The sequence below is a fragment of the Paenibacillus sp. FSL M8-0334 genome (genome assembly GCF_038000405.1).
GTDB classification, from domain to species: Bacteria; Bacillota; Bacilli; order Paenibacillales; family Paenibacillaceae; genus Paenibacillus_AQ; species Paenibacillus_AQ campinasensis.
Map to the genome: position 1 here is coordinate 2,072,591 of NZ_JBBOCH010000002.1, position 22,310 is coordinate 2,094,900.

At 54.0% G+C, this 22,310-nt stretch carries 21 protein-coding genes; 1 reads left to right on the forward strand and 20 read right to left on the reverse strand.

Going from position 1 to position 22,310, the window contains the following annotated elements; all coding sequences use genetic code 11:
* Positions 1-20: 20 nt before the first annotated feature.
* The 16 genes from MKX64_RS23560 to metH form a co-directional block, all read right to left on the reverse strand.
* Complete coding sequence (locus tag MKX64_RS23560; protein ID WP_095263676.1) at positions 21-479, reverse strand: ABC transporter permease; 459 nt, start codon at positions 477-479, stop codon at positions 21-23.
* 52 nt (positions 480-531) lie between these two features.
* Positions 532-2,607: a hypothetical protein gene (locus MKX64_RS23565; protein ID WP_341037645.1), complete on the reverse strand. Its 2,076-nt coding sequence runs from the start codon at positions 2,605-2,607 to the stop codon at positions 532-534.
* The gene (locus MKX64_RS23570; RefSeq protein WP_341037647.1) at positions 2,604-4,478 is read right to left on the reverse strand and encodes an ATPase, T2SS/T4P/T4SS family; all 1,875 of its coding nucleotides are present in this window, start codon (positions 4,476-4,478) and stop codon (positions 2,604-2,606) included. The genes MKX64_RS23565 and MKX64_RS23570 overlap by 4 nt, the downstream gene beginning before the upstream one ends.
* Positions 4,465-5,316: a hypothetical protein gene (locus MKX64_RS23575; RefSeq protein WP_095398498.1), complete on the reverse strand. Its 852-nt coding sequence runs from the start codon at positions 5,314-5,316 to the stop codon at positions 4,465-4,467. The genes MKX64_RS23570 and MKX64_RS23575 overlap by 14 nt, the downstream gene beginning before the upstream one ends.
* Positions 5,313-6,020 (reverse strand): hypothetical protein, encoded by a 708-nt coding sequence (locus MKX64_RS23580; RefSeq protein ID WP_095398499.1) that lies wholly within the window; start codon positions 6,018-6,020, stop codon positions 5,313-5,315. The genes MKX64_RS23575 and MKX64_RS23580 overlap by 4 nt, the downstream gene beginning before the upstream one ends.
* 62 nt (positions 6,021-6,082) lie before the next feature.
* Positions 6,083-7,204 carry an SAF domain-containing protein gene (locus MKX64_RS23585; RefSeq protein ID WP_095263671.1) on the reverse strand — a complete coding sequence of 374 codons (1,122 nt, stop codon included), beginning with the start codon at positions 7,202-7,204 and terminating at the stop codon, positions 6,083-6,085.
* 31 nt (positions 7,205-7,235) lie between these two features.
* Entirely contained in the window at positions 7,236-8,711 is a 1,476-nt protein-coding gene (locus MKX64_RS23590; RefSeq protein ID WP_341037652.1) for a serine/threonine protein kinase, read from the reverse strand.
* Between the two features lie 161 nt (positions 8,712-8,872).
* The gene (locus MKX64_RS23595) at positions 8,873-9,940 is read right to left on the reverse strand and encodes an SAM-dependent methyltransferase (RefSeq protein WP_155617818.1); all 1,068 of its coding nucleotides are present in this window, start codon (positions 9,938-9,940) and stop codon (positions 8,873-8,875) included.
* A 5-nt stretch (positions 9,941-9,945) separates the two neighbouring features.
* Positions 9,946-10,719, reverse strand: coding sequence for an ABC transporter ATP-binding protein (locus MKX64_RS23600; protein ID WP_341037653.1), 774 nt, complete (start codon positions 10,717-10,719; stop codon positions 9,946-9,948).
* Positions 10,716-11,063, reverse strand: a complete 348-nt coding sequence (locus MKX64_RS23605) for a thioredoxin family protein (RefSeq protein WP_341037655.1) — start codon at positions 11,061-11,063, stop codon at positions 10,716-10,718. The genes MKX64_RS23600 and MKX64_RS23605 overlap by 4 nt, the downstream gene beginning before the upstream one ends.
* Positions 11,060-11,398, reverse strand: coding sequence for a cyclic-phosphate processing receiver domain-containing protein (locus MKX64_RS23610; protein WP_095263666.1), 339 nt, complete (start codon positions 11,396-11,398; stop codon positions 11,060-11,062). Before MKX64_RS23610 ends, MKX64_RS23605 begins: the two co-directional genes overlap by 4 nt.
* Before the next feature lie 4 nt (positions 11,399-11,402).
* Positions 11,403-12,266 carry a deoxyribonuclease IV gene (locus tag MKX64_RS23615; protein WP_341037657.1) on the reverse strand — a complete coding sequence of 288 codons (864 nt, stop codon included), beginning with the start codon at positions 12,264-12,266 and terminating at the stop codon, positions 11,403-11,405.
* Positions 12,256-13,074, reverse strand: a complete 819-nt coding sequence (gene mutM / locus MKX64_RS23620; protein ID WP_341037659.1) for a DNA-formamidopyrimidine glycosylase — start codon at positions 13,072-13,074, stop codon at positions 12,256-12,258. Before mutM ends, MKX64_RS23615 begins: the two co-directional genes overlap by 11 nt.
* Before the next feature lie 54 nt (positions 13,075-13,128).
* The gene (locus tag MKX64_RS23625) at positions 13,129-13,944 is read right to left on the reverse strand and encodes a TIGR01457 family HAD-type hydrolase (protein WP_155617822.1); all 816 of its coding nucleotides are present in this window, start codon (positions 13,942-13,944) and stop codon (positions 13,129-13,131) included.
* 455 nt (positions 13,945-14,399) lie between these two features.
* The gene (gene rnz, locus MKX64_RS23630; RefSeq protein WP_155617823.1) at positions 14,400-15,347 is read right to left on the reverse strand and encodes a ribonuclease Z; all 948 of its coding nucleotides are present in this window, start codon (positions 15,345-15,347) and stop codon (positions 14,400-14,402) included.
* A gap of 88 nt (positions 15,348-15,435) precedes the next feature.
* Complete coding sequence (gene metH / locus MKX64_RS23635) at positions 15,436-18,876, reverse strand: methionine synthase (protein ID WP_155617824.1); 3,441 nt, start codon at positions 18,874-18,876, stop codon at positions 15,436-15,438.
* A 179-nt stretch (positions 18,877-19,055) separates the two neighbouring features.
* On the opposite strand from metH, the gene MKX64_RS23640 reads away from it, so the two are divergent.
* Positions 19,056-19,592: a 1,2-dihydroxy-3-keto-5-methylthiopentene dioxygenase gene (locus MKX64_RS23640; protein WP_095263662.1), complete on the forward strand. Its 537-nt coding sequence runs from the start codon at positions 19,056-19,058 to the stop codon at positions 19,590-19,592.
* Positions 19,593-19,715: 123 nt separating this feature from the next.
* Here MKX64_RS23640 and MKX64_RS23645 read toward each other — a convergent pair whose 3' ends face one another.
* The 4 genes from MKX64_RS23645 to MKX64_RS23660 all read right to left on the reverse strand — a co-directional run bounded on the left by MKX64_RS23645 (position 19,716) and on the right by MKX64_RS23660 (position 22,111).
* Complete coding sequence (locus tag MKX64_RS23645; RefSeq protein WP_095263656.1) at positions 19,716-20,132, reverse strand: FixH family protein; 417 nt, start codon at positions 20,130-20,132, stop codon at positions 19,716-19,718.
* A gap of 253 nt (positions 20,133-20,385) precedes the next feature.
* The gene (locus MKX64_RS23650; RefSeq protein WP_095263655.1) at positions 20,386-21,177 is read right to left on the reverse strand and encodes an HAD family hydrolase; all 792 of its coding nucleotides are present in this window, start codon (positions 21,175-21,177) and stop codon (positions 20,386-20,388) included.
* A gap of 43 nt (positions 21,178-21,220) precedes the next feature.
* Positions 21,221-21,742, reverse strand: a complete 522-nt coding sequence (locus tag MKX64_RS23655) for a hypothetical protein (protein ID WP_095398502.1) — start codon at positions 21,740-21,742, stop codon at positions 21,221-21,223.
* Between the two features lie 162 nt (positions 21,743-21,904).
* Positions 21,905-22,111, reverse strand: coding sequence for a DUF896 domain-containing protein (locus MKX64_RS23660; protein WP_095263653.1), 207 nt, complete (start codon positions 22,109-22,111; stop codon positions 21,905-21,907).
* Positions 22,112-22,310: the final 199 nt, after the last annotated feature.

Below are 22,310 nucleotides of genomic sequence, written 5' to 3' on the forward strand. Positions count from 1 at the left end.
CTCCTTTACGATCAACGGTTCTACTGAACAAAGATGATGCCGCGGATCACGTTCGAATCATCCTTCACAATCGTCGCCTTGAATTTCCCGCTCGGATTGACATATTCCGGACTCTTCTCGTTCATCGTCATCGTAATATCACCCTGTCTGGAATCCGGATTGTTGACGCCGCCGCGGTCATTCAGCACGTTGCCATACCATTGTCCGTTCGGGTTTTTGCCTGTGCGGATGTAGATGCCAAACTGGTCCTTGTCTTTGTACTTCCTAAGCGCATTGGTTACCTGGGAACCGCTGATGGTTGTTCCGTCATACACCGTGAATGCAGCCTGGGAAAGCTCGGTTTGAATGTCCGAGAAATTGTTTTGTGCCGTCTTGGTCGCTTCCTGTGCCGAAATAAACAAAATAACAACAATCGTAATCAATGCAATCGTCAGAAAAATACCTGCTGCCACCTTTAATGCGGAAGATGCGTTATTCATGGATAAATGCCTCCTATACAATTCATTTGGTTATATGGGGAAATGATCTTATTTATAATCGCTGAATCTGCTCGTAATAAATGCTCATTTGCGTAAAACTCATGCCGATGAGCGGGATCACGAGGTACAGAAAAATCAATGCATACATCGGGGCGAACCCGATCATCCGACCCCACCCGGCCTTCGTGTCGATCAACGCTTCATATTCCTGCCTTCGCTGCTCAAAGCTGAACGCCATCTCGCCATCCAGATCCTCATCGAACACTTCCCGGATCGGCACTTTGTCCACCGCCAGCAGCAGCTTGTCCACCAGCCTCTGGAAGTCCGGGAACCAGACATCCTCCTTAAGCTCCGTCAAGGCCAGCTGCGCACCGTGTTCATAATGCAGCAGGCACTTCTGGATCGGCACCTTGAAGATGACGGCGAAACGGTTCAACCATTCGAGAATCCCCTCCACCGATATACGTTCCATGCCCCTTAGGATAGAGATCACCGTCATGAACTGATACACTTCATGCCGCATCTCCATGTTCCGTACCTTTCGGTGAAAATACAGCATCCACAACGGGAATGCATAGGCGATGAGACCGGCAGCGATCGCCAGCACGAGCTCCCACCATTTCAGATACTCCCCGTCAAACTGCCGCAGCTTCTCAAGGACGCGGTCGGCAGCAGCCTTAATCTGCTCTTGTGTCATCCCCTGAGCACCGTTCTCTTCAATCAGCTTCTCCGCTTGTCCTTGATCCACAGCAGGCGACATCCCCAGCTGCTCCATCCACTGCCGATCCTGTTCCGCCCGCCGCTTGGCAGCTTGAAGCTGGACTTCATTCATCTGACCGAAGAGGGACTGCTGCTCAGGTACCGGCGCGTAGAGCAGCTGATGTCTGGCCTGGACATGGAGGAACACCGCGGTCGATAGCGAAAGGGCAAATGCCAGCGTAAACAGCGTCAATCGCCGGACGACAAACCATTCCAGTTTCAAACGCGTATTGCTCTCCCTCAGCAAGCGGAGCAGTCTGGCAAATGCCGGCGTACCCTGCCGGGGAGCCATAATCAGCGCCAAATTGCGCACCATCGGAATCCGGCACAACCGCTCCTCCCATGACGGTTTGTCGAGGCCCGCACGATAATCGGTCTCCCGATGCTGCTGCAATTTTTGAAGCAGGACGTAAGCCACGACAATGATGACATAGATGGATATTTTCGTAATGAAGCCGAGCTTGCTCGTATAAAACTGATCCATCGCCGGGAAATTCCCTCTCGCCCACCGTTCAATCGGCTTGGCAAAAAAGACCGGGGCAAGCGCAATGACATTCAAGCCCTTGAGCAAATAATCCAGCTTGTCCCTGCGCAATATCTCCAGCTGAATTTCTCTGGTGAGGCCGCTCAAACCAAGAAGATAAATGGAGCTTTTCTTTCGCGCGTAATCCCCGAATTCCATCACCAGCCTTGATATGCCGGCAAATGCCTTCAAATAGCGGTTCGGCGCCGATTCGTAATACTTCTCCAGTTCCTCCTCCGGGTCCTTGGACACAAGCGCATGATAGATGCGGTGGGTATGAAGCGCAATTTCCGGACCGGCGGATTCCGCCCCCTCATAGATCGCCTCGTCCACCATCCCGTGCTGCTGATAGTGATGTCTAACCTGAGAGAACAGTTCCACCGACTGGATCAGCAGTTTTCGTTCCAGCCGATTGACATACATCTCAATCAGCAGATCATGAATGACGATGCAGGCCAGCATAATCAGCACTATGAACCCGATGGTCGGATTGCTCCAGATCAACAGAAGCGCGGTGATCCCCATAGTTCCGGTAATGACCGCTGCCAGCTTCATCGTCTCCAGACGAAGCGATATTTCATCGTACGGGTGTACAACGGATATCCGCTGTCTAAGGCGCATAACATACCCTTTGACAAGCGGGACATGCAGGCAGAAACGATAGGCCAGCTGCAGCCATTGCCTGTATAAATTCCGGACTGACCTCCCTTCTCCCCGGCTAATGTCCTGAAGCGGAACATACACGCCCCGGCTTCGCCGGGTCAGCCACAGATGGACTGCATAGATCAGCGCGCAGGCAAGCAGGGAGAACAGCAGCACACCAAAGAGAATCTGTCGGGTTGTCATCCGGCTGTCCCCCACCCTGATGCCAGAAACGCCTGGAATTCCAGCGCGTCCTCCGGCTGCATCTGATCGCTCATCTCCGCAATGCTCCGCTCCGACAACCGGTGCACCGTCACATAGGCGCCATCCCGGTATTCCACTACATTGCGCGAGATGAAGGAAGGTCTCTCTGCCGCGTCACGATCAGCCCATGGACCTGATCCATTCTCATCCGCTGCGTCTGGCAAACTCGCCTCCCCGGTGATCCGATGATCATCACAAGGAATACACTCGGTTATCCGTTCAATGAATCGATTGCCATAAGCGTCGCGCTTCAAATGAATATCAAAATTAATGACACTGACCACCTGCTGCTCGGCAATAAACTCCTGGCGAAACATGCCGCTCTTGAGCAAGGAATTGCGAAGGGATTGAATCAAGTCCTTGAATGTTTTGGCATGGTGGGTGAATACCGTGAACAAGCTGGCCACCTGCGACATCTGAATCATCCAGGATGCCACTTCGTCGCTGGCAACCTCGCCCAGAATGTTCACCGTGCCGTCCGTTTTCTTCTGCAAATCAAGGCCGGCCTGACCGCTAATAAACTCCGTCTCGCGAAAGCTGAGAATGTTTCTGCGGCTGTATATTTTCCGCAAATGCAGCTCAAACGCCATCTCCTGCACCCTGAGCGTATAGGATGCGTAAATGTACTCCACCATCGCCATCAGAAGCGTTGTCTTGCCCGAGCCTTGCGCGCCGGTAATAGCGGTAATCCGGCTGCCTCTCATCAAATATTTGAGCAGTTTAATGACAAGGTCTGCCCCGCTTCCGGTGATCAGCTGATTCAAGCTTGCATTCGGGAGGTCGAATTTGCGGACAAAGAATGCCCATGACTCCGCAAACGGCGGCCTGACCACCACGACCCGCGAACCCTCCTTCATCTCATTCACCTTGTAGCCGCTCGCCTCCGACAACTGTCCGGGATGATTGTATTTATAGATGTTCTGGCACACCCGCTTCAGCTCCAGCAGGCTACCGAACGAGAGGAATTCCAGATGAAGCGATATCCCTTTGTAAAAAATCCAGACACTTTCACATCCCGAAGCGGGCCGGCTGTCGGACGACGACTCCGGCAGAAGCCAATCAGGCCCGGGGGCGGGGCGACCCGCATCATCAAGCACGCCGCTGACGCCGCCGCTAACTCCGTCAATCCGCTGATCCCGGATCTCGTCAACGACGGAGAAGCCTTTATACTGCTGATATATTCGCTGCACGACAATATCGAGCTTCTCCTGAAACGCAAGCGGTCTCCACTCCGAATCAAACATGTGCTCAATATCCTCGGCCGTAACCGCATAGACAGCCCCCTGACCGTAACGCGGCAGCACCCGCGGCTGTGCAAGATCATAGGTATCTATCATGGCTGACAATGCGTCCTGCCCGTATTTCTGCTTGTACGAATACAGCAAAATTTCAAATTTATCCTGAGCTGTTAACGCTTGCGGCTGCTCAAACGGGATGGCCGACTCGATATTGCCTTCATTCAAGCCCAGATCGTTTACGAGAAGCCCCTTCATAAAATCCTTCACATAATTCTTGTCCAGCACATCCCCAGATACACAGCCCTTCAAGGCGCGTCTCAGTTCGCTTCGTTTGTTCAGCCTTCGCCGGTACTCCTCTTCATGCAGGCCCAAATCGGAAAGCTGGCTGTGGGTCAGCTGATGTAGCGTCTCCTTCATATACTCCGTCATCGAAGACAAGGAATAGGGATCAGCTGCAGGCGGCTGGTCATACTTGGGCCTTCTCGAATCGATATAGCGAAGATAGCCAAGGAGAAAGGCCAGCAGTACGATAATAAGGATCCAAGCGCTGTTCATGAAGCTACCCGTAAACATACGCGCCCCTCGCTTTCACACTACCACCGCTCGGAAGACCGAGCCGCTCGGCCGCCAAATCGGCCATCTGGCGCAATGCCCGGTAGGCGGCGTTCTCCCGGCTGCGGTTCAGCCCGCCGCGGCTGCGCTGGACATAGGCCATGACGGAGCGCATATTCCAGGCATCCGCCAGAGATGAGCAGTAAGGAATGCCGTACATTTCGGACTTTAGCCGGAAACGTCGCTTGATGTTTTTCAACGTGCAGCTGATCTCCGGATCGTATCTGCCCAGCGCGTAAACACAGTTTTTGTCCATCAGCATGTCCGGCATGCTGCTTCGCTCCCACACATCCTCCAAAGAACGGAGATTCTGATTCAAGGCGACGACGACCAGATCTGCAGTCCGGATCAGCTCCATGTCCGCTCCTTGCGGACGCCCGTTGCCTGCATCGGCAACGATGACGTCATAGCTTCGCTTCGCTGTATCGAGCACCTGACCCGCGAACTTCCCATATGCCACATCATCCAAGGCATGTCTGGCATCCCGGCTGCCTGTCAACAGGTCGAGCCTTTCCGAAAGGACCGGTATCGTGTAATCCCTGATCGTCTCCGGCAGCAATCTTCCGCTCCCGGCCATTCTCGCCAGTGCATCCATGCCATGATCCTGGAATGCCGCCATCGTATCGAGTGATTCATGCCTGAAAGTGAAAGCCTGCTCGATGCGCTCCCCGGCGTTTCCGCCATGGGTCAGCAGCGTTCTTACCCTGTATTCCATTGCCAGCACAACCGGAAGTGCAGATGCCAGCACGGTGGCGCCGCTGCCGCTTGGCAGCGGACTCCAAACTGCAATCAGCCTCATGCGTGTCTCCTTTCCGCCAATCGGAGCGCTCGACGGATGTGACGGCTCTCCAGCTCTGTCAGCCGGCGAATAAGCTCCATCAAGGAGCGTTTATAGTGTCTGGACAGCGGCTTTAACCGAAGGCGGCCAGCATGTTCATTCTCCACCTTGAGCGCATAGGCCAGCTCATCCCACGGCATCCGGATCGGCTCGTCCAGCCAGTGAACTCCGCTGTGATCCAGATAGCTTTCGATATAGGAATCATCCGTCAGATCCTCAATGACATTCATATAAATGCGATGAAATGAAGGCGGGGAATCTCCGAAAGCTTCCTCTGCGATACGCTTCAGCCATTCCGCGCCTTGAATGAGCCCCATAAGCTCGAAACCGCTCACCCATATCCGCGCGTCCGCACCATGCCAGTGTTCCGGCCTTAGATATTCGGGCTGCTCCACATCGAGAATCATATAGTCGTAGCTGGCGCCTTCCTGCTTCTCAATGTATTCCAGCAGCGAATCGTAATTCGCAAAGCGGGTCGCGATATCGAAGCCGCCAAACTCCGCCAGATCAAGCGAAGCATCCACTCTTGAGATATAATGCGTGTATTTAGCATGATGGGCGGCATCTGCAAGCAGCACTTTGCTGCCCCCGTTCGCCAATATTTTGCACAGGTACATCAGCAGATCGCTCTTGTCGCACATGCCTGCAAAGATCCAGGTTCTCAAGCTATACGCCTCCTTTTTTGTCCGTAATTCAGGTTATTTACTGGCACCTGTCCGTTTCCCTATCACGGCTGCGTGAAGATGAGCTCTGCATTCGCAGTCTCCGTATCCTCGCCTTCCATCAGCCGCTTATCACTGCTGCTTGGACCAAGAATTTGGTCAGCCTCGGAGCTTTGGTCCTGCCGAGCCGAGCTGCTCATGATCATTTCCGGCTCCAGAACGGTGCCGCTCGTTGATACGGAGCTCGGAGCTTCAACTGTGTACGGAGCGCTTGTATAGGATTCAGACCCGCTTGCATTGCCTGAAGTACTCGCTCCGAACGCACTCGCTCCAAACGTCGGACTTGCCTGATATTCGGATACATGCACCTGACCACCAGCCCTCCGTTTCCCCAAATCCTCCTCCAGCGTGCTGCGCAGGGTAATCTCCAGGTGCTTCTCCGCCTTGTTCACGATGTTCGGGTCGCGAGCGATGAGTTTAGCCACTTCTTCATTCGGCGGATAAGTCGGAACCGCCTTGTCCTGAAGCTCGGGCTCTACGTAGGTGAGCGCATACAGCGTCGCCTCATGCAGATAAGCATCCACGATCGCGCTTGAGAGCAACAGAATCTCCTTCTCATCCAGCGTGGTCCAGAATGCCGGACTTTCCAGCCTGTCAATCTTCTTCTTGGATAAGATGATGTAGTCCTGTCCTGTCGGGAACTGCACACGAATATCCACGACATCGTCCTTGCGCAGATTGCTAGGCAGCCATACCGATTTCATCTCCCGATGCCGGAGATCGGCGGGGGTTGGTTCTTCCTCGAACAGCATCGCCTGCGTGATCAGCGTTCCTTTGCGGACCTCGATCTTGGTTCCCATACCGGCGATCTGGTCTTTCCCGGGCAGATGATCCGGCGCGGCTTCCGCCGGCAGCTTCACCTCCTTGATGTCCTGTTCCCGAATGAAACTGCCCGAAGGGATGTCCCGGATCGGAACCCAGGCCGATTTCATCGCTTTCAATTCACGAATCCGCTCCTCTTCAACTTGGGCAATCCGCTCATCATACCGCTGCTGCTGCATGCTCAGCTGCTCCTTATGCCCCAGATGAATATAGAGGATCACCCCAGAGCAGATCAGCCCAACGATGCCTGCGCCTGCAAGTCCGGCATACATCAGCTTCCGGCTGCGGCTCTTGATTATCGGCATATCAACATCATCTCCTTTCTGATCATTAAATTCATTGTCTCAAGAATCTGAATCTTCGCTTGCGCGGCTCCGGCTCGGCAATGATATGCCGGAACATGTGCCGGAACGCCTGCTCGCTTGGCGAGGTCAGCTCAAATGGGTCAAGCTGAAGCGGCAACGTATACACCTTATCGGTATCCAGCAGCTTGCGCACCCGCTCCAGCGCATCCGGCCCCGCTAGCGGGAGGGCATACAGCCGGTGCGGCTGATGATGATCAGCCAGCAGCCGGGACAAGGCCAGCAGCTCGTGCTGGCGCCATTCCGCGCCCGAACCGACGATCAGCGGCACATCCGCCCTCAGAAACTCCTCCAGCCGCTCGCTGTTGCGATATACGCCCAGATCCAGCACAACTGCATCGTAGCTTCCGCCGAGCAGCGAGATCACTTCCGCTCGCCCGGTCTGACGCCAGAAGTGAATGCCGTCGATCTCAAATTTGCGGCCGCTCCCAGCCGAAGCCCGGCCCCCTTCTGCAATTTCCTGAATCCGGCTGAACGCAGAGGACTGCGAACCCATCTCCGCAACAGCCACCCTTCGGTAATGCTTGGCCAGGAAGTAGGCCAGGGCGATGCAGCTGTGCGTGGTTCCCACACCGGCGGATGCCCCTAGCGCAGCAGCTACGAGCGTTCCCGCCATCATCGACCGACTTGCAGACGGGGCCGGAAGTGCCGGCCTGGCCGCCTTGTCAACCGCCTGCCTGGCTTCCTTCGCCGACGGGTATCGATCCTCCGGCGCATACTGGAGCAGCTTGCGGATGATCGGGACCAGCCCTCGCGGCAAATCGCCGCGAATATGACGCTCCACACCGGGAATCCATTCGGTGAAGTTCCCTCCTGTGCATAAATACAAGAGCAGCGCCCCGAGACCATACAGATCGGACCTGGCATCGCTCTGCCTGCCCCCATACTGTTCCGGCGCGGCGAAACCGACCGTGCCCAGCTTGACGGTGTCCTCGCCCGACTCCTGCTTGAAACTGCGGGCGATACCAAAATCGATCAGTCTGACCTCCAATTGCTCGGTGAGCATAATGTTCGAAGGCTTCAAATCCCTGAAGATGACCTGCGGGTCATGCTCATGCAGATAACCAAGCACCTCCAGCAGCTGATCGGCCAGCCTGACAATAAAATCAGCGCCGATCTTGGAGCGTGATGTCATGAAATACCTCTCAAGGGTCATCCCTTCGATGTAATCCATCACCAGATAGGTGTATCCATCCGGATCCGGCTTGAAAAAATCAACAATGCGCGGAAGACGGGGGTGGCTCAGCTTGATCAGCAGACTCGCTTCATCCTCCACCGTCCGGTGCATGCCCAGCTCCGATACGCTTTCCTTCACCGCCCATTTCTGACCCGGCAGCTTCAGGTCGTCGGCCAGATACACACAGCTCATGCCGCCTTCGCCAATTTTCCGCTCGATCACATACCGTCCTCCGAGCACGTCCCCGTATTCCATTTTGGAAGGGTGATTCATCCTGCTTCTACGCTCCTTATGTCTTCTTGCCACGACAAAAAAAGGGAAAGCCTTCCGCCTCACTGTACGACACAGTGATTGACGGGATGCTTTCCCTTTGTTATCGTTGGTTAATTTTGGAATCATTATAGAACAAGATGTGCTCTGTTGTAAAGCATTTTTTAATACTTAATCATATATAGCGTAATCTCGTCCCGGTTGTGGAACAGTTGCTTTGCTCCCTGAACCTGCATTCGGGCCTCTTCAAACTGCGCGATGATCTCCTTGATCAGCGCCATCGGCTTTTTGGTGAGCAGCTTGACGGTAATGACCGCCGTCCCCCCGATTTGCAGGCTGTAGAGCAGCCCTGTCACCAGCTTGACCATCTGCTTGGGGCTCCAGCTCATATCACACACCAGCAGATCGAACTCCGACTCGCGGAAGGACACCTCTGCCGCATTTTTGCGAATGACCCGAAGTCCGGAATGGCCCGACAGCGACGGGTGCATCTTGGCCGGATCCACCGCCGTCACCTCAACCCCCCGCTCCAGCAAAAAGGAAGTCCAGCCGCCGGGAGCCGCACCGATATCGAGCGCTCTGCGATAAGAGGCAAACGGAATAGAGAACTGCTGCTCTGCTTCCAGCAGTTTGAACTTGGCCCGGGAGATTTGCCCCTCCTCCCGCTGGAACCGGATCGCACCGCCGTTCCAGTCGGACAGATTGTCCTCCGCTTTGGACACCCCTGCATACCAGATGTCATCCGTGGCGAACAGCGATATGATCCACTCCGGCTGCTGCACGGTGAACTCCAGCTCTAACGGCGCGAGATGCTGCTGCAACTGCTCGCGAAGCTCTCCAGGGCTGTGAGCCCAGGAGCTGTTGTCTGTTTTTCGAACATGAATAGCAGCCGATCTGGCTTCTTTGACTGCCTCCTGTTGAGCGAGCCATCCGGCAGCCTCGCGGATCGCCGCTTCTGCGTCAGCACCAGCCATTTCCATCTGTACAGGGAATAGATGACGCAGAAAAATCGGAGGCTGCAAGCGGATCGCTTCCACCGCCTCTTCAGGTCCGGTCTGCAATGTCGCCACAAACACCTCACCTGGGATGAGCATCGTGCTTTTCACACTGCCGAACAGCCGCCGCAGCTCTTCCTGGGCGTAAGGGGCAAATCCGTGATTCGCGGTGCAGACCAATTTCGTATGAAGCTCCTCCCGGAGCTCTTCTTCTTTCGCTATTATCGCAATATCCAATGGGATTATCCTCCTGCCAATACTCTGATCCAGGGACGATCGTCATCCCATTTCAGTTCAACATCAATATGATAAGTCTGCTTGATAAGTTCGGGTGTAAGCACATCTTCTTTCCGTCCGGCAGCGACCAGCCGCCCCTCCCGGACAAGCGCGACGTGGGAAAACAGCGGCACAATCTCCTCGATATGATGCGTGACATACACAACCATTACATTCCGCCGCTTCAGCCGATCAACTTCGGCCAGCATCTTCTCACGCTCATACAGATCCAGCCCGGCACATGGCTCATCCATAATGAGCAGCTTCGGATCGCCCATCAGGGCGCGGGCAAGCAGCACCTTCTTCCGCTCCCCCTGCGACACCGTTCCGAGCGGCTGCTCAGCCAGGTAATCCAGCTTCATCTCGGCCAGCAGACTCAGCGCCCGGTCGCGGACATCCTCCGGAATCGCCTGGTAAAAGCGTAGAAAAGCGAAAGCGCCTGTAGCTACAACCTCCCACACCGGATCAATGAGCGACAATCGTTCTACCATGGATTGGCTGATATAGCCGATGCTCTTTCGAACTTCCCGGATATCGCATTGCCCGTATCGTTGACCTAGCACTTCCACTTGGCCGGAGCTTGGAAACATGTAGCCTGTCATCATCTCCAGCAGCGTTGTCTTCCCCGACCCGTTGCGGCCGAGTATGACCCAGTTTTCACCGGCGGACATGTCAAGCGAGATATCGTCCAAAATGCGCCGCTGCTCGCGTATCAGCGAAATATGCTGCATCGAGATCATGCCATCGCCCCTTTGATAAAAGATAGAATATCCTGCACCGATCCCATCCGGTACAGAAATTGCGGCTGCTCCAGCCGCCCCGATACGGCCATCAGCCCGGGGACGCTGCGGACTCTGTACTTGTCCACCACATTCGGCATAAAGTTGACATCCGCCTCCAGCACCGCCGCATCCGGCAGCAGCTGCTCCACCACCTCCAGCATTCGGCGGGCAGCGCTGCATGTGCCGCACAGCGGCGTATACAGGAACACGATCAACGGCGAAGCCGCCTCCGAATCCCGTCCGGCCAGCCGCTCCTGCCATTCGATCCGCTCAAGCAGCTCCCTTTCCGTGACCGCAATCATCGATTTCCTGCAGCCACCTGATGCAGCACTTCCTCCGGCATAGGCCCGTTATGGACCTTGACGCCTTCCGGCATATGCGCATACAGCATTTCGTACATTTTTCTTCTCCCTGACGGGCTGGAGGTGTGAAGATAAATTTCTTTAGCCTGCAGCCGCTCAGCAACGATGGCCGCAACAACATCCCCGCCATTCATCTGACCATAACCGAGCTCGTAATCAAGCGATAATATGTCAACCTCACATTCGCGAAGCATCATCAGACACTCTTCCCCGTTTCGGGCTAGCGCGAAGCCTTTCGGGCAAGCGCGCCAATCATCCAGATATAGATGAATCATCGATTTACTCTCCCTTGCTATCGGACCAGGACAGCACTTCGGCAATATCCTCCCGGTGTGTCCCGTCCTCTCCCTTTTCACTTTCCAGCACGAACATCTTCCCCGCCAATTCGGCTGACAGAACCAGGCTTCTAAGCCCTTCCTCGCCAATCATACCTTGACCGATGCGGGCATGTCGATCTTTTCTCGAACCGGCCCCATATTTGGAATCGTTCAGATGCACGGCCACGAGATGATCCCAGTACCCCAGCTCCTGCCCTTTCGCAAGCAGCTCATCGGTGCGTGCCGGATTCCAGCCACCGGCTGCATACAGATGACAAGTGTCCAGACAGAAACCGATGTGCTCCGGGTGCTCGGCCAGCTGCCTTACCTTCACGCATTCCTCCAGCGTCATTCCCATGCTGCCATGATCCCCGGCCTGATTCTCGATCAGCAGCTTGGCACTGCCCCTCCAGCCTGCCAGAACGTCGTTCAGGCACCGGATCACATTCTGATACCCCGCCAGCACATCCTCGCTTTTCAAATGTCCAAAATGAACCACGATGCCAAGCGACCCGCAAGCTTCAGCAATAACGAGATCATTAACGAGAGACTGGACGGTCAGCCGATAATGCTCATCTCCCCGTGATTGGCCGACTGCCATATTGCTCGGATACGGCGTATGGGCAATCGACTGAAGATCATGCTCCCGGCAAAAGGCAGCACACGCCTGAGCATCACGAATGTCCGGCTGCTTGATATGCAGGCTGCGCGGATTCTTCGGGAAATATTGAAAGCAGCTTCCCCCGATGTCGGCGGCGTGACGGGCAGCGGCTAGAAAACCGCCCCGGGTGCTGACATGGCTCCCGATTCGAATGTCACGCTTCATGCTGGCACTGCGGACAATAGAACAGCTTCCGTCCGGACAGCTCTGTTTTCACAATCGGTGTGCCGCAGCGAACGCAAGGCTCCCCTTCCCGATCATACACCTTGCATTCGTCATTATAAGCGCCCGTTAGGGTATCGCCTTGCCGGAACGGCAGCTCCATATACCCGCCGCCATCAACCGCCTCTGTCAGCACCCGGATGGCGCTGTCATACAGTTGTCCCAGCTCCTCATCGGACAAATTCTGAAGTTTGGATGCCGGATGAATGCCAGCGTCAAACGCAATTTCATCCGCATAACAGTTGCCGATGCCGGCGATGACATGCTGGTTGACCAGCGTGCTTTTCAGCGAACCCCGGCGCTTGCGAAGGATGCCCACAAACCGCTCCCTGGACATTCTTCGATCCATCAGTTCCGGGCCGAGATCCTTCAGCACTTCATCTGTTTCTCTTGCTGACAACAGGTGAAGATACCCAAGTCTCAACCCGATGAAATAGAGCACATGCTCGCCAAACGTGATTTCGACCTGTGTCGATCGTGACGGCCGCGGCTCGTCGACATGCCCATAGTACAGCAAGCCGCCCAGCATCAGGTGAAGCAGCAGTCTGCCTCCGTTATGCAGATGGAAGACAAGGAATTTGCCCCTTCTCTCCACATAAATCACCCTGGCCCCTTTTAACGCCGCAGTAAATTGCTCCACAGGCACATTCACCGATTTCTCCCGGTTGACCGTTACGCCCGTCACCGGGACATCTATAATTTCGTTAGACAGCAGTTTCCTATAGTTCTCCATTTCCGGCATTTCCGGCATGATTCATCTACCCCTTCATCGATGCGTCTTATGTAATGGACAGAAGCTTCTGCCTCATAGACCCGCTGGCTCATCATCCGATGAACCGCACAGCAGATCGGCCGCCTCCACTAAATCGCGGCATACATAGTCGGGAGACACGCCTGCAGCTTCGATATGTGTCTGCATATTGTGCTCCGTTGTCACCCCGGTTAATACAAGCACTGTCCGGCATCCGGCATGGGCGCCTGCAGCGATGTCTGTCCTTATATTATCCCCGAGCACGATCGTTTCCTCCGGCGATTGTCCCAGCCGGTCTGTCGCAAACTTCATCAGGATTGAAGATGGTTTGCCGATCACGATCGGCTGTACGCCTGATGCTGCTTCAATCGCCGCCCCGATCGAGCCTGCCCCCGGCGTAAGCCCGGTATCGGAAGGCAGCTGCAAATCCGGGTTGGTCAGGACGGACTTCGCCCCGCCCTGAATCCAGCGCATCGCACGCGTCAGCGACTCATAATCAAAGGATCGATCAATGCCCTGTACAACATATTGAGGATCGTCCTCCACCAGAATCAGCCCTGCCGATTCAAGCGCATGGCGGAGCCCCTGCTCACCGATCATGGCGACGGCGGCTCCCGGCGCCTCTCCGGCGATATAATGGGCGGCCGCCAGTGAAGAGGTGCACACCTCCTCCGGCCTGGCCGGTATGCCCATCTGTTGCAAGTGATTCGCCACTTGCTCCGGCGTGCGGGATGAGTTATTCGTGACGAACAGATACGGAATCCCCTGCTTCTTCAAGCGTCCGATCAGCCTGTCCGCTCCTTCAATCCGAATGCTGCCATGGTACAACGTTCCGTCAAGATCAATCAAGATGCCTTTGGGCTGTTCCAAGTGAACACCTTCTTTGCAGTTATGTAGTTCATGTCATGAAATATTCATTATGATAAAAAAACATCGGCTTATCGCGCCGCTTGAAGGGACTGGCTGCTGACACGCAAGAAAGCTTCGTCACCACGATATATCCAGTGCGGTTCATCTGCAATGCCAGGGATGTGATGACGAGCCAAGCGCCAAGTGCCAAGCCGTGCCGGCTCATCAACAACAAGCCTACGGGTTCCTTGAGCAGCCCTTCTATACACTCCATTCCATTGTAAAGAACAGGTCTGACACATGCAAGGAACCCGGTCACGACAGCTGCAACTCAGATGCGCCAGCTAAGCCTTATCCGCTTCGGATGCACGGAATATAAGCATACGCCCTTCCGCTGTCGAATCACATCGAAGACTGTCCAACACTTTCTCTTCCTGATGCCTTCTTGTCATTTCCTGCGCTTTCCCGAGAAATAATTATGGATTGCCGCCTGCAGAGCATCTTCTCTGCACCGGATACAGTCCAAAATCCTCCGCCAGCTTCGTGTTCGGAAAGATCTGCTGGGCTTCCTCCAACAGCGGCTGCAGATGCTCCATATCTTTGTATCGGGAACTGAAATGAGTCAATATCAGCTCCTGCACCCCCGCTTCCGCCGCTGCCTTCGCCGCCTGCTCCGCCGTGCTGTGATAATATTCGTTAGCCAGCTCGGTCAGCTCCGCCGAGAAGGTTGCTTCGTGTACGAGCAGGTCCGCGCCCTTAGCCAGCTGATGGACGCCGGCGCATGGGCGGGTATCCCCCAGGATCGTTACAACGCGGCCTTTCTTCGGTGTCAGCAGCACATCGGCCGGGTGGACCCATCCGCCCCCTTCCAGCTCCACGCTCTCCCCGCGCTTCAGCCTTCCGTAAAGCGGTCCCGGCTTCAGGCCATAGGTTTCCAGACGCTTCAGGTCCAAACTTCCCGGCAGATCCTTTTCGATCACTCGGTAGCCATAGCATTCGGCGCGATGTTCCAGTTTAGCCGCCTCCACGCGGAAGCCGTCATCCTCAAACACAACCCCGCCTGTATGCTCCACAATATTCAGCTCATAAGGCACGCGCGACTGGCTCAGCTCCAGCGACGTCTGAATGAACGCCTGAATCCCTGGCGGACCGTACACGGTCAGCGGAGCTGTTATCCCCTGTGCGCCGCGGCTGGACAGCAGCCCGGGGAGTCCGAAGACGTGATCGCCATGCAGATGGGTTATGTAAATGTGTTCAAGCTTGGACAGCTTGAGCGATGATTTCAATATTTGATGCTGGGTGCCTTCGCCGCAATCGAACAGCCACAGGCTTCTGCGCTCTTCAAACAGCCGCAGCGCGACACTCGTTACGTTGCGATGCAGCGTCGGAATACCCGCATTCGTTCCTAGAAAATAGAGCTCCATACCTCTTCTCCCCTTTCGGGCGTGAAACCTGAGAAATCCTCCGAAGCATCGGAGGATTTCTGCCAGTTTGCCTACGCATGTATCATCATCAAGTTTTGTCTACATTGAAATAATGGGCTTCCGGATGACTGAACACCATCGCGGATACGGACGCCTCCGGCTCCATCATGAACCCTTCGGTCAGCTGAACGCCAATATCCTCCGGCTGCATGAGCTTGAACAGAGGTCCCTGGTCTTCCAGGTCCGGACACGCCGGATAGCCGAATGACACCCGGATGCCTTGATATCGCGCACCGAGCCGCTGCTTCATCGTCATATCAGCCGGATCCGGGAAGCCCCAGATGTCCCGCATCATATGGTGAACCCGTTCAGCCAGCCCTTCGGCCGTTTCCAGCGCCACAGCCTGCAGCGCATGGGAACGCAGATAATCCCCTTTATCCTTCCACTCACTGGCCAGCCTGCTGACCCCATGGCCCGCTGTCACGACCAGGAAGCCAACGTAATCCATCACCCCGCTGTCTACGGATTTCAGGAAGTCCGCTAGACACAGATAAGGCTCCACCTGCTGCCTTGGGAAGGTGAAGGTGTGCAGCACCCTCGTGAGATCCTCAGGATCATAAATGATGATGTCATTCCCGCGCGATTGAGCCGGGAAGAACCGATACATCGCATGGGCCTGGATGGAACCGGTCTGGACAGCTTCCTCCAATATGCTATCCACCGTCTCCTTCAGCGATACCGCCTTGGGATCATTCGCCTTCAGCAGCTGCTCCACTGAACCTTTCAAGCCGAGATGATGCCCAAGAAGCATTTGCATATTAATATACGGTAAAATATGCGAAATCGGATAGTTCCGCAGCACGTGACGATCCAGATCCGGCGGCAAGTACACCGGCGCATCCGGCGAAATGTTGGAGCGCACCGCCCGGGTCAGCTTGGGCATCGTTTTTTCCACTTTAGGCGCGGCTGCTTCCGCTTCCTGCTCCGCCAGAATCTCCTTGACGATCAGATCCCGCTGCACCGGATCGCTGATACGATTGGCCAGATCAAGGCCATCCATCGCGTCCTTGGCATACAGCACCATGCCGTCATATTCAGGGCGAATGCGGGTTTTCGTAAACTTCCGGGTCAGTGCCGCACCGCCGACAAGGATCGGAACGCTGATGCCGGCATTTTTCAAATCCTGAGCCGTCAACACCATCTGCTGCGCCGATTTGACGAGCAGGCCTGACAGGCCGATCGCATCCGGCTTCTCCCGCCGGTATGCCTCTATAATTTGCTCTGGTGGTACTTTTATACCCAGATTCACAATCTGATAACCATTGTTGGAGAGAATGATCTCCACCAGGTTTTTGCCGATATCATGCACGTCGCCCTTGACGGTGGCGAGCATGATTTTGCCCTTGACGGATGTTTCATTTTTCTCCATAAACGGTTCCAGATAGGCAACCGAAGCTTTCATCACCTCGGCGCTCTGGAGCACCTCGGCCACAATCAGCTCATTGTTGTTGAACAGCCGGCCCACCTCGGACATGCCCTCCATGAGCGGACCATTGATAATCTCCAGCGGACTGTAGATTTTGAGCGCTTCCTCCAGATCGGGAATAAGTCCTTCCTTTGAGCCCTCAACAACATAGGAAGCAAGGCGCTCCTCCAGGCTCAGGTTGGAGATTTTCTCTTTCTTCTCCACCTTTTTGTTGCGGAAAGCCGCCACGAAGGCAGCAAGCGTCTCATCATTCGTATGATAGATGAGTTCCTCAGCAAGACGCCGCTCCTCTTCCGGAATGGATGCATAACGTTCCAGCTTCTCTGTATTGACAATCGCGTAATCAAGCCCGGCCTTGGTGCATTCATACAGATATACCGAGTTCAGCACTTCACGCCCGGCCTCCGGCAGGCCGAATGATACGTTGCTGATTCCGAGGATGGTGTGCACCTTCGGCATCGCCTCTTTAATGAGCCGGATGCCTTCAATCGTTTCCTTGGCTGATCCGATATACTGTTCGTCCCCTGTTCCGACCGGGAATACAAGCGTATCAAAAATAATATCCTCCGGCGGAATGCCGTATTTGTTCACGAGCAAGTCATAGGAGCGCTTGGCCACCTTCAGCTTGTCGTCGCGGTGAATGGCCTGTCCGCTCTCGTCGATCGTACCCACCACGACAGCTGCACCGTACTTGTGAATGAGCGGGGTTACCTTCTCAAACTTCTCTTCCCCGTCTTCAAGGTTAATGGAGTTAATGATCGCCTTGCCCTGCGAATACTGCAGCGAAAGATCGATGACATTCGGATCCGTTGTATCGATCATGAGCGGCACTTTGACCTTTTTGACCACCAGCTCCAGAAACTGTCGCATATCCTCGGCTTCTTCACGGTCTGGGTCCTGTACGCACACATCGATAATATGGGCCCCGTTTTTCACCTGGGCTCTTGCAATTTCAGAGGCTTCTTCGTATTTGCCCTCGGCGATGAGGCGCTTGAATTTGCGCGATCCAAGAACATTTGTTCTCTCGCCGACCATGTACGGACGATTGGCCTGCTCGATATAGACCGGCTCAATCCCGGACAGGGCCGGAAGATGTGTGCCGGTGAGCGGCCGTGGCGCGAATTGCAACATCGCTTCCTTCAGCGCACGGATGTGCTCCGGCGTTGTGCCGCAGCAGCCGCCCGCGATATTCAGCCATCCCTTCTCGGCAAAGGCAGCCAGCTTCTGCGCGAGGGATTCCGGTGATTCATGATACTGCCCATTCTCATCCGGCAGTCCGGCATTCGGATAACAGCTGATTGCACAGCTGGACATTTCCGCCAGAGAGCGGATATGATCCCTCATAAATTCCGGGCCTGTCGCACAGTTCAAGCCAATCGAGATCGGATTCAAATGCTCCAATGATATATAGAAAGCCTCGATATTTTGCCCGGCCAGTGTCGTTCCCATCGGTTCAATCGTACCGGAGATCATCAGAGGCAAGGTAATGCCCGTTTTGTCAAAAGCTTGACGAATCCCGATGCTCCCCGCTTTCACGTTCAGCGTGTCCTGGGACGTTTCCAGAAGCAGTGCATCGACGCCGCCTTCAATCAAAGCAACTGCCTGCTCTTCATAGCTCGCTACCAGCTCCGCGAATGTCACCCCACCCGTGACGGATAACGTCTTCGTGGTCGGGCCCATCGCGCCGACAACATATCGGGGTTGCTCCGGAGTGCTGTACTTCTGTACGGCTGCACGAGCAAGCCGTGCCGCCTCCAGGTTAATCTCGCGCGCAAGCTCGGGTATATCATATTCGGCCAGAACAACCGACGTTGCGCCGAATGTATTCGTTTCGATAAGATCGGCACCCGCCTCCAGATATTTTTCATGAATGCTCTGGATGACATCGGGGCGATGAATGACCAATGTTTCATTACACCCTTCCAGCTCTTCCCCCCCGAAATCCTGGGGAGATAGATCCTCCTGCTGAATCATGGTGCCCATCGCACCGTCAAGGATTAATATTCGTTCTTTAAGCACATCTTGCAAGCTAGGCTTATTCAAGTTGCTGACCTCCCCGGAAAACGTTAAATCTTAGTGTAGCAGAATATTTTTCAATAGAAAAGAAGCCGGTTTCGCGTGATTAGCATCACGCAAGATTAAATTGCATTATAACAGATGACAAATCATGTGACGAGAGCTATAATACTTATTAATCCAACGGGAGAAAGAGGGATATGAACATGGCAGAGATTGTAATCCGAAATACGAACGAACGCATCACAGGTGAAGATAATGTCCGGGCATTCTTGAACAGCCAAGAGGTTGTCTACGAGCACTGGAACATGGAGAAACTCCCGGCAGATCTGCGTGAGAATTTTCAGCTGACGGATGAGGACAAGAACCGCATCTTAAGCATCTATGATGAAGAGATTAAAGATCTGGCTGCACGCCGCGGCTATAAAATTTGGGACGTTATCACATTGTCTGAATCCACACCGAACTTGGAAGAGCTGCTCAAGAAATTTGAGGAGATCCATACGCACTCCGAGGATGAAATCCGCGCGATCGTTGGTGGCAAAGGGATTTTCATCATTAAAGGCTCGGACGAGGTCGGCTACTTCAACGTCGAGCTTGAGCCTGGCGATGTCATTTCCGTTCCGGAGAACACACCGCACTTTTTCACATTGATGGACAACAAGAAGATCATTGCCGTTCGTCTCTTCATTGAAAAAGACGGCTGGGTAGCTACACCTGTAGCAGATCCACAGTTCAAATAAGTCGACATTCGGCTTCACTTCACCCTGTGTCCATGAATACGGGCATATGGAACAGAAGCGTTCGCAACGAGAAAGGCAGTGCCGCCCCGCCGATTCACGAAGGGTTCAGGCACTGCCTTTTGTCTATTCATCGGATGTCAATACGGTTAGCTCCTTGAGCGGCATCGAATGCTGGCCTCTGGCTGTTACATGCGAAATCACACGGTATGTACCGGGACGATCAAATGATTTGTCCATCTGGTACACCCCGTCTCCCGCATGCTGTACAGGTACGGTGACCTGCAGGCCGCCGCCCTGCATCGCAAATTCGAACTCTACCTTGTCCGCATCTTCAACCGGAGCTCCGCCATGCGTAACCTTGGCCTGAATTGCCACTGTCTCGCCGACCTGGATTGTATCCGGACTTAGGGTAAGATCAACGAGAATCGGCTCCAGCATCATCTCGTCATCGACGCCTTTGGCATCGCCATCACTGCAAGCCGAAAGCGCGACTGCCATCAACACCATCGCAGCAAATAAAGCCATCTTCTTCCTCGACATACACGTCCACCTCGTTATATCATCCGCCAAATCGTCGCCGACACCCCATGCCGACATCTTAGCGCTAATTTTACTTCGTTCTCCTTATTATATTGTAATCTCCTTTTTTTTCTATCTCATTCCCCTTACAATTGTGTGACGAACATCACAGAGCTATATAAAAAAAGCCCGTAAAGCGGCTTTACAGCCGCTCCACGAGCCTCCCTATTTCCATTTCGGTGTTTCATCATATCCCCGAGCCATCCATGCTATTCTATACTTCGGACAGAATCGCATACAGCTCGGTCAAATGTTTGATTTCATAATCAGGGGTAATCTCCGGATCATGAGGGCGGCCGGTTCGATTGATCCAGACCGTAGTCATTCCCGCTGCGTTCCCGCCTTTAATGTCGGTAGTCAGCTTGTCCCCGACCATCACAGCATCCTGGGGCTCAATCCCGAGCAGCCCTAAAGCGTGAGTGAAAATGGAAACATCCGGCTTCCCTTTGCCGAAGCTGCCCGAAATGACAATGTGATCAAAATAAGGGGAAAGCTCCGGCACGCCATCCAGCTTCTCTTGCTGCAAGTCCGGACTGCCGTTGGTCAACAGCAGCAGCTTCACTTTGCCTTGCAAATATTTCAGCACTTCATAGGTCTCCTCATATACATAAGGGCGTGCTCTACGCTCAGCGCCGAACTGGTCCGCCAAGGAAGCTGCCAATGTCTCGTCATCGATCCCGCAGCGCAGCAGCCCCCTGCGCCAGGACTCTTTCCGGTAGACCGGCGCCAATTGCTGAAGCTGCCGGAACTCCGGCTGTTCGCCAGCGGTGAAATTTGCCCACAGACCTTCAAACGGATTAATGCCGATCATTTTGGTAAATGCATAGGTATCGTATGACTCATATAACGCTCTGGCCTCTTCACGGACCGAAGCCAACAGTTCCGATGCATTCACACCGGTATGCTCGGCCGCTGTCCGGCAGGTTGCCTCAAACGCCTCTTCCACACTGCGCTCATCCCACAACAACGTATCGTCCAGATCAAACACTACCGCCAGTTTCCCCATTATCTCTCCCCCTCATTAACACCCTAGTAGCCTGTAACGGATATCAGCTGCGTTCAACCGGAATATGATGTACCTTGGCAAACTCTTCAAGTCTTTCGCCCATCGCCTTCGTATCATATCGGTTAATCAAGCGAGAAAATACCCAGTTGCCGCCGCGTCCCTTGCCTTGAATAACCACGGAACCGTCAGCAATCAGAATTTTCTCAATTTCTGAGACGTTTAGACGACGCTCACGGTTGAATTTAAAGGTGGAAACTGCCGCTTTCTCAACCTTGAGATACGGCTTGCGCAGAAAGATCATAACAGCAAGCAGTATATACAAGCTGACGCCAACCCAGTTGAGCACGCTGTTGCTTTGGCCCTCTTCCGTTGTAAAAGTGCCGAGCAACGCATACAATGCGGCTAATGCCAGCAAGATGATCGGAAGCACATACTTGCGTCCTCTGAAAATATCCGCTGATCCTGCCGTACCCGAGCCTTGATAACCTGACAGCCCCTGCTTTTTCCGCTGCTTGTTAAGCTGCGCCATATTTTTGTTCACTTTTCTTTCCCACGACCGTGACATACATGACCTCCCAAAATAATGTCCAATGTTAAGCGATGATCATTCTTCAGGATTGTGACTGCCTCCTGAACAGGCATCTTCCATATAATAAAGAACCTAACCATCTCATGGTACCGCTGCTGTGCATATCGGGACCGGGATGGATCAGGCTGTATATAACATTTAATGCTTCAATCTAGGGCCACCTTTTTGGTCGTTGTCATCTACCCACTCGATGGACTCCAGCTGTTGCCTGAAGTTTTTGCGAATATTGTTAAGATAAATTTCCCGAAGCTCTGCTCTTTCCTTCAGCTCTTCTTCGGTCAAGCCCTCGTTTTTTTGTTTACGGGCTAAAACATTAATGCGTTCAACCAATGTATCGATATCCATAACTTCTCCTCCATTCCCAATATCATTATAACTTAAACATGACGAATAGAGCTTGTCAAGGCGCGCAGCCCGAACAAGCTCTGGAACAACATCATGGAGGAAAAGACGTGATGTCCGGTACAATATAGAAATCGCTCTGTATCAGCATATAATCATAAATTAAAGCATCATAAAAGGAATGACGCTTTAATTGAGCGAT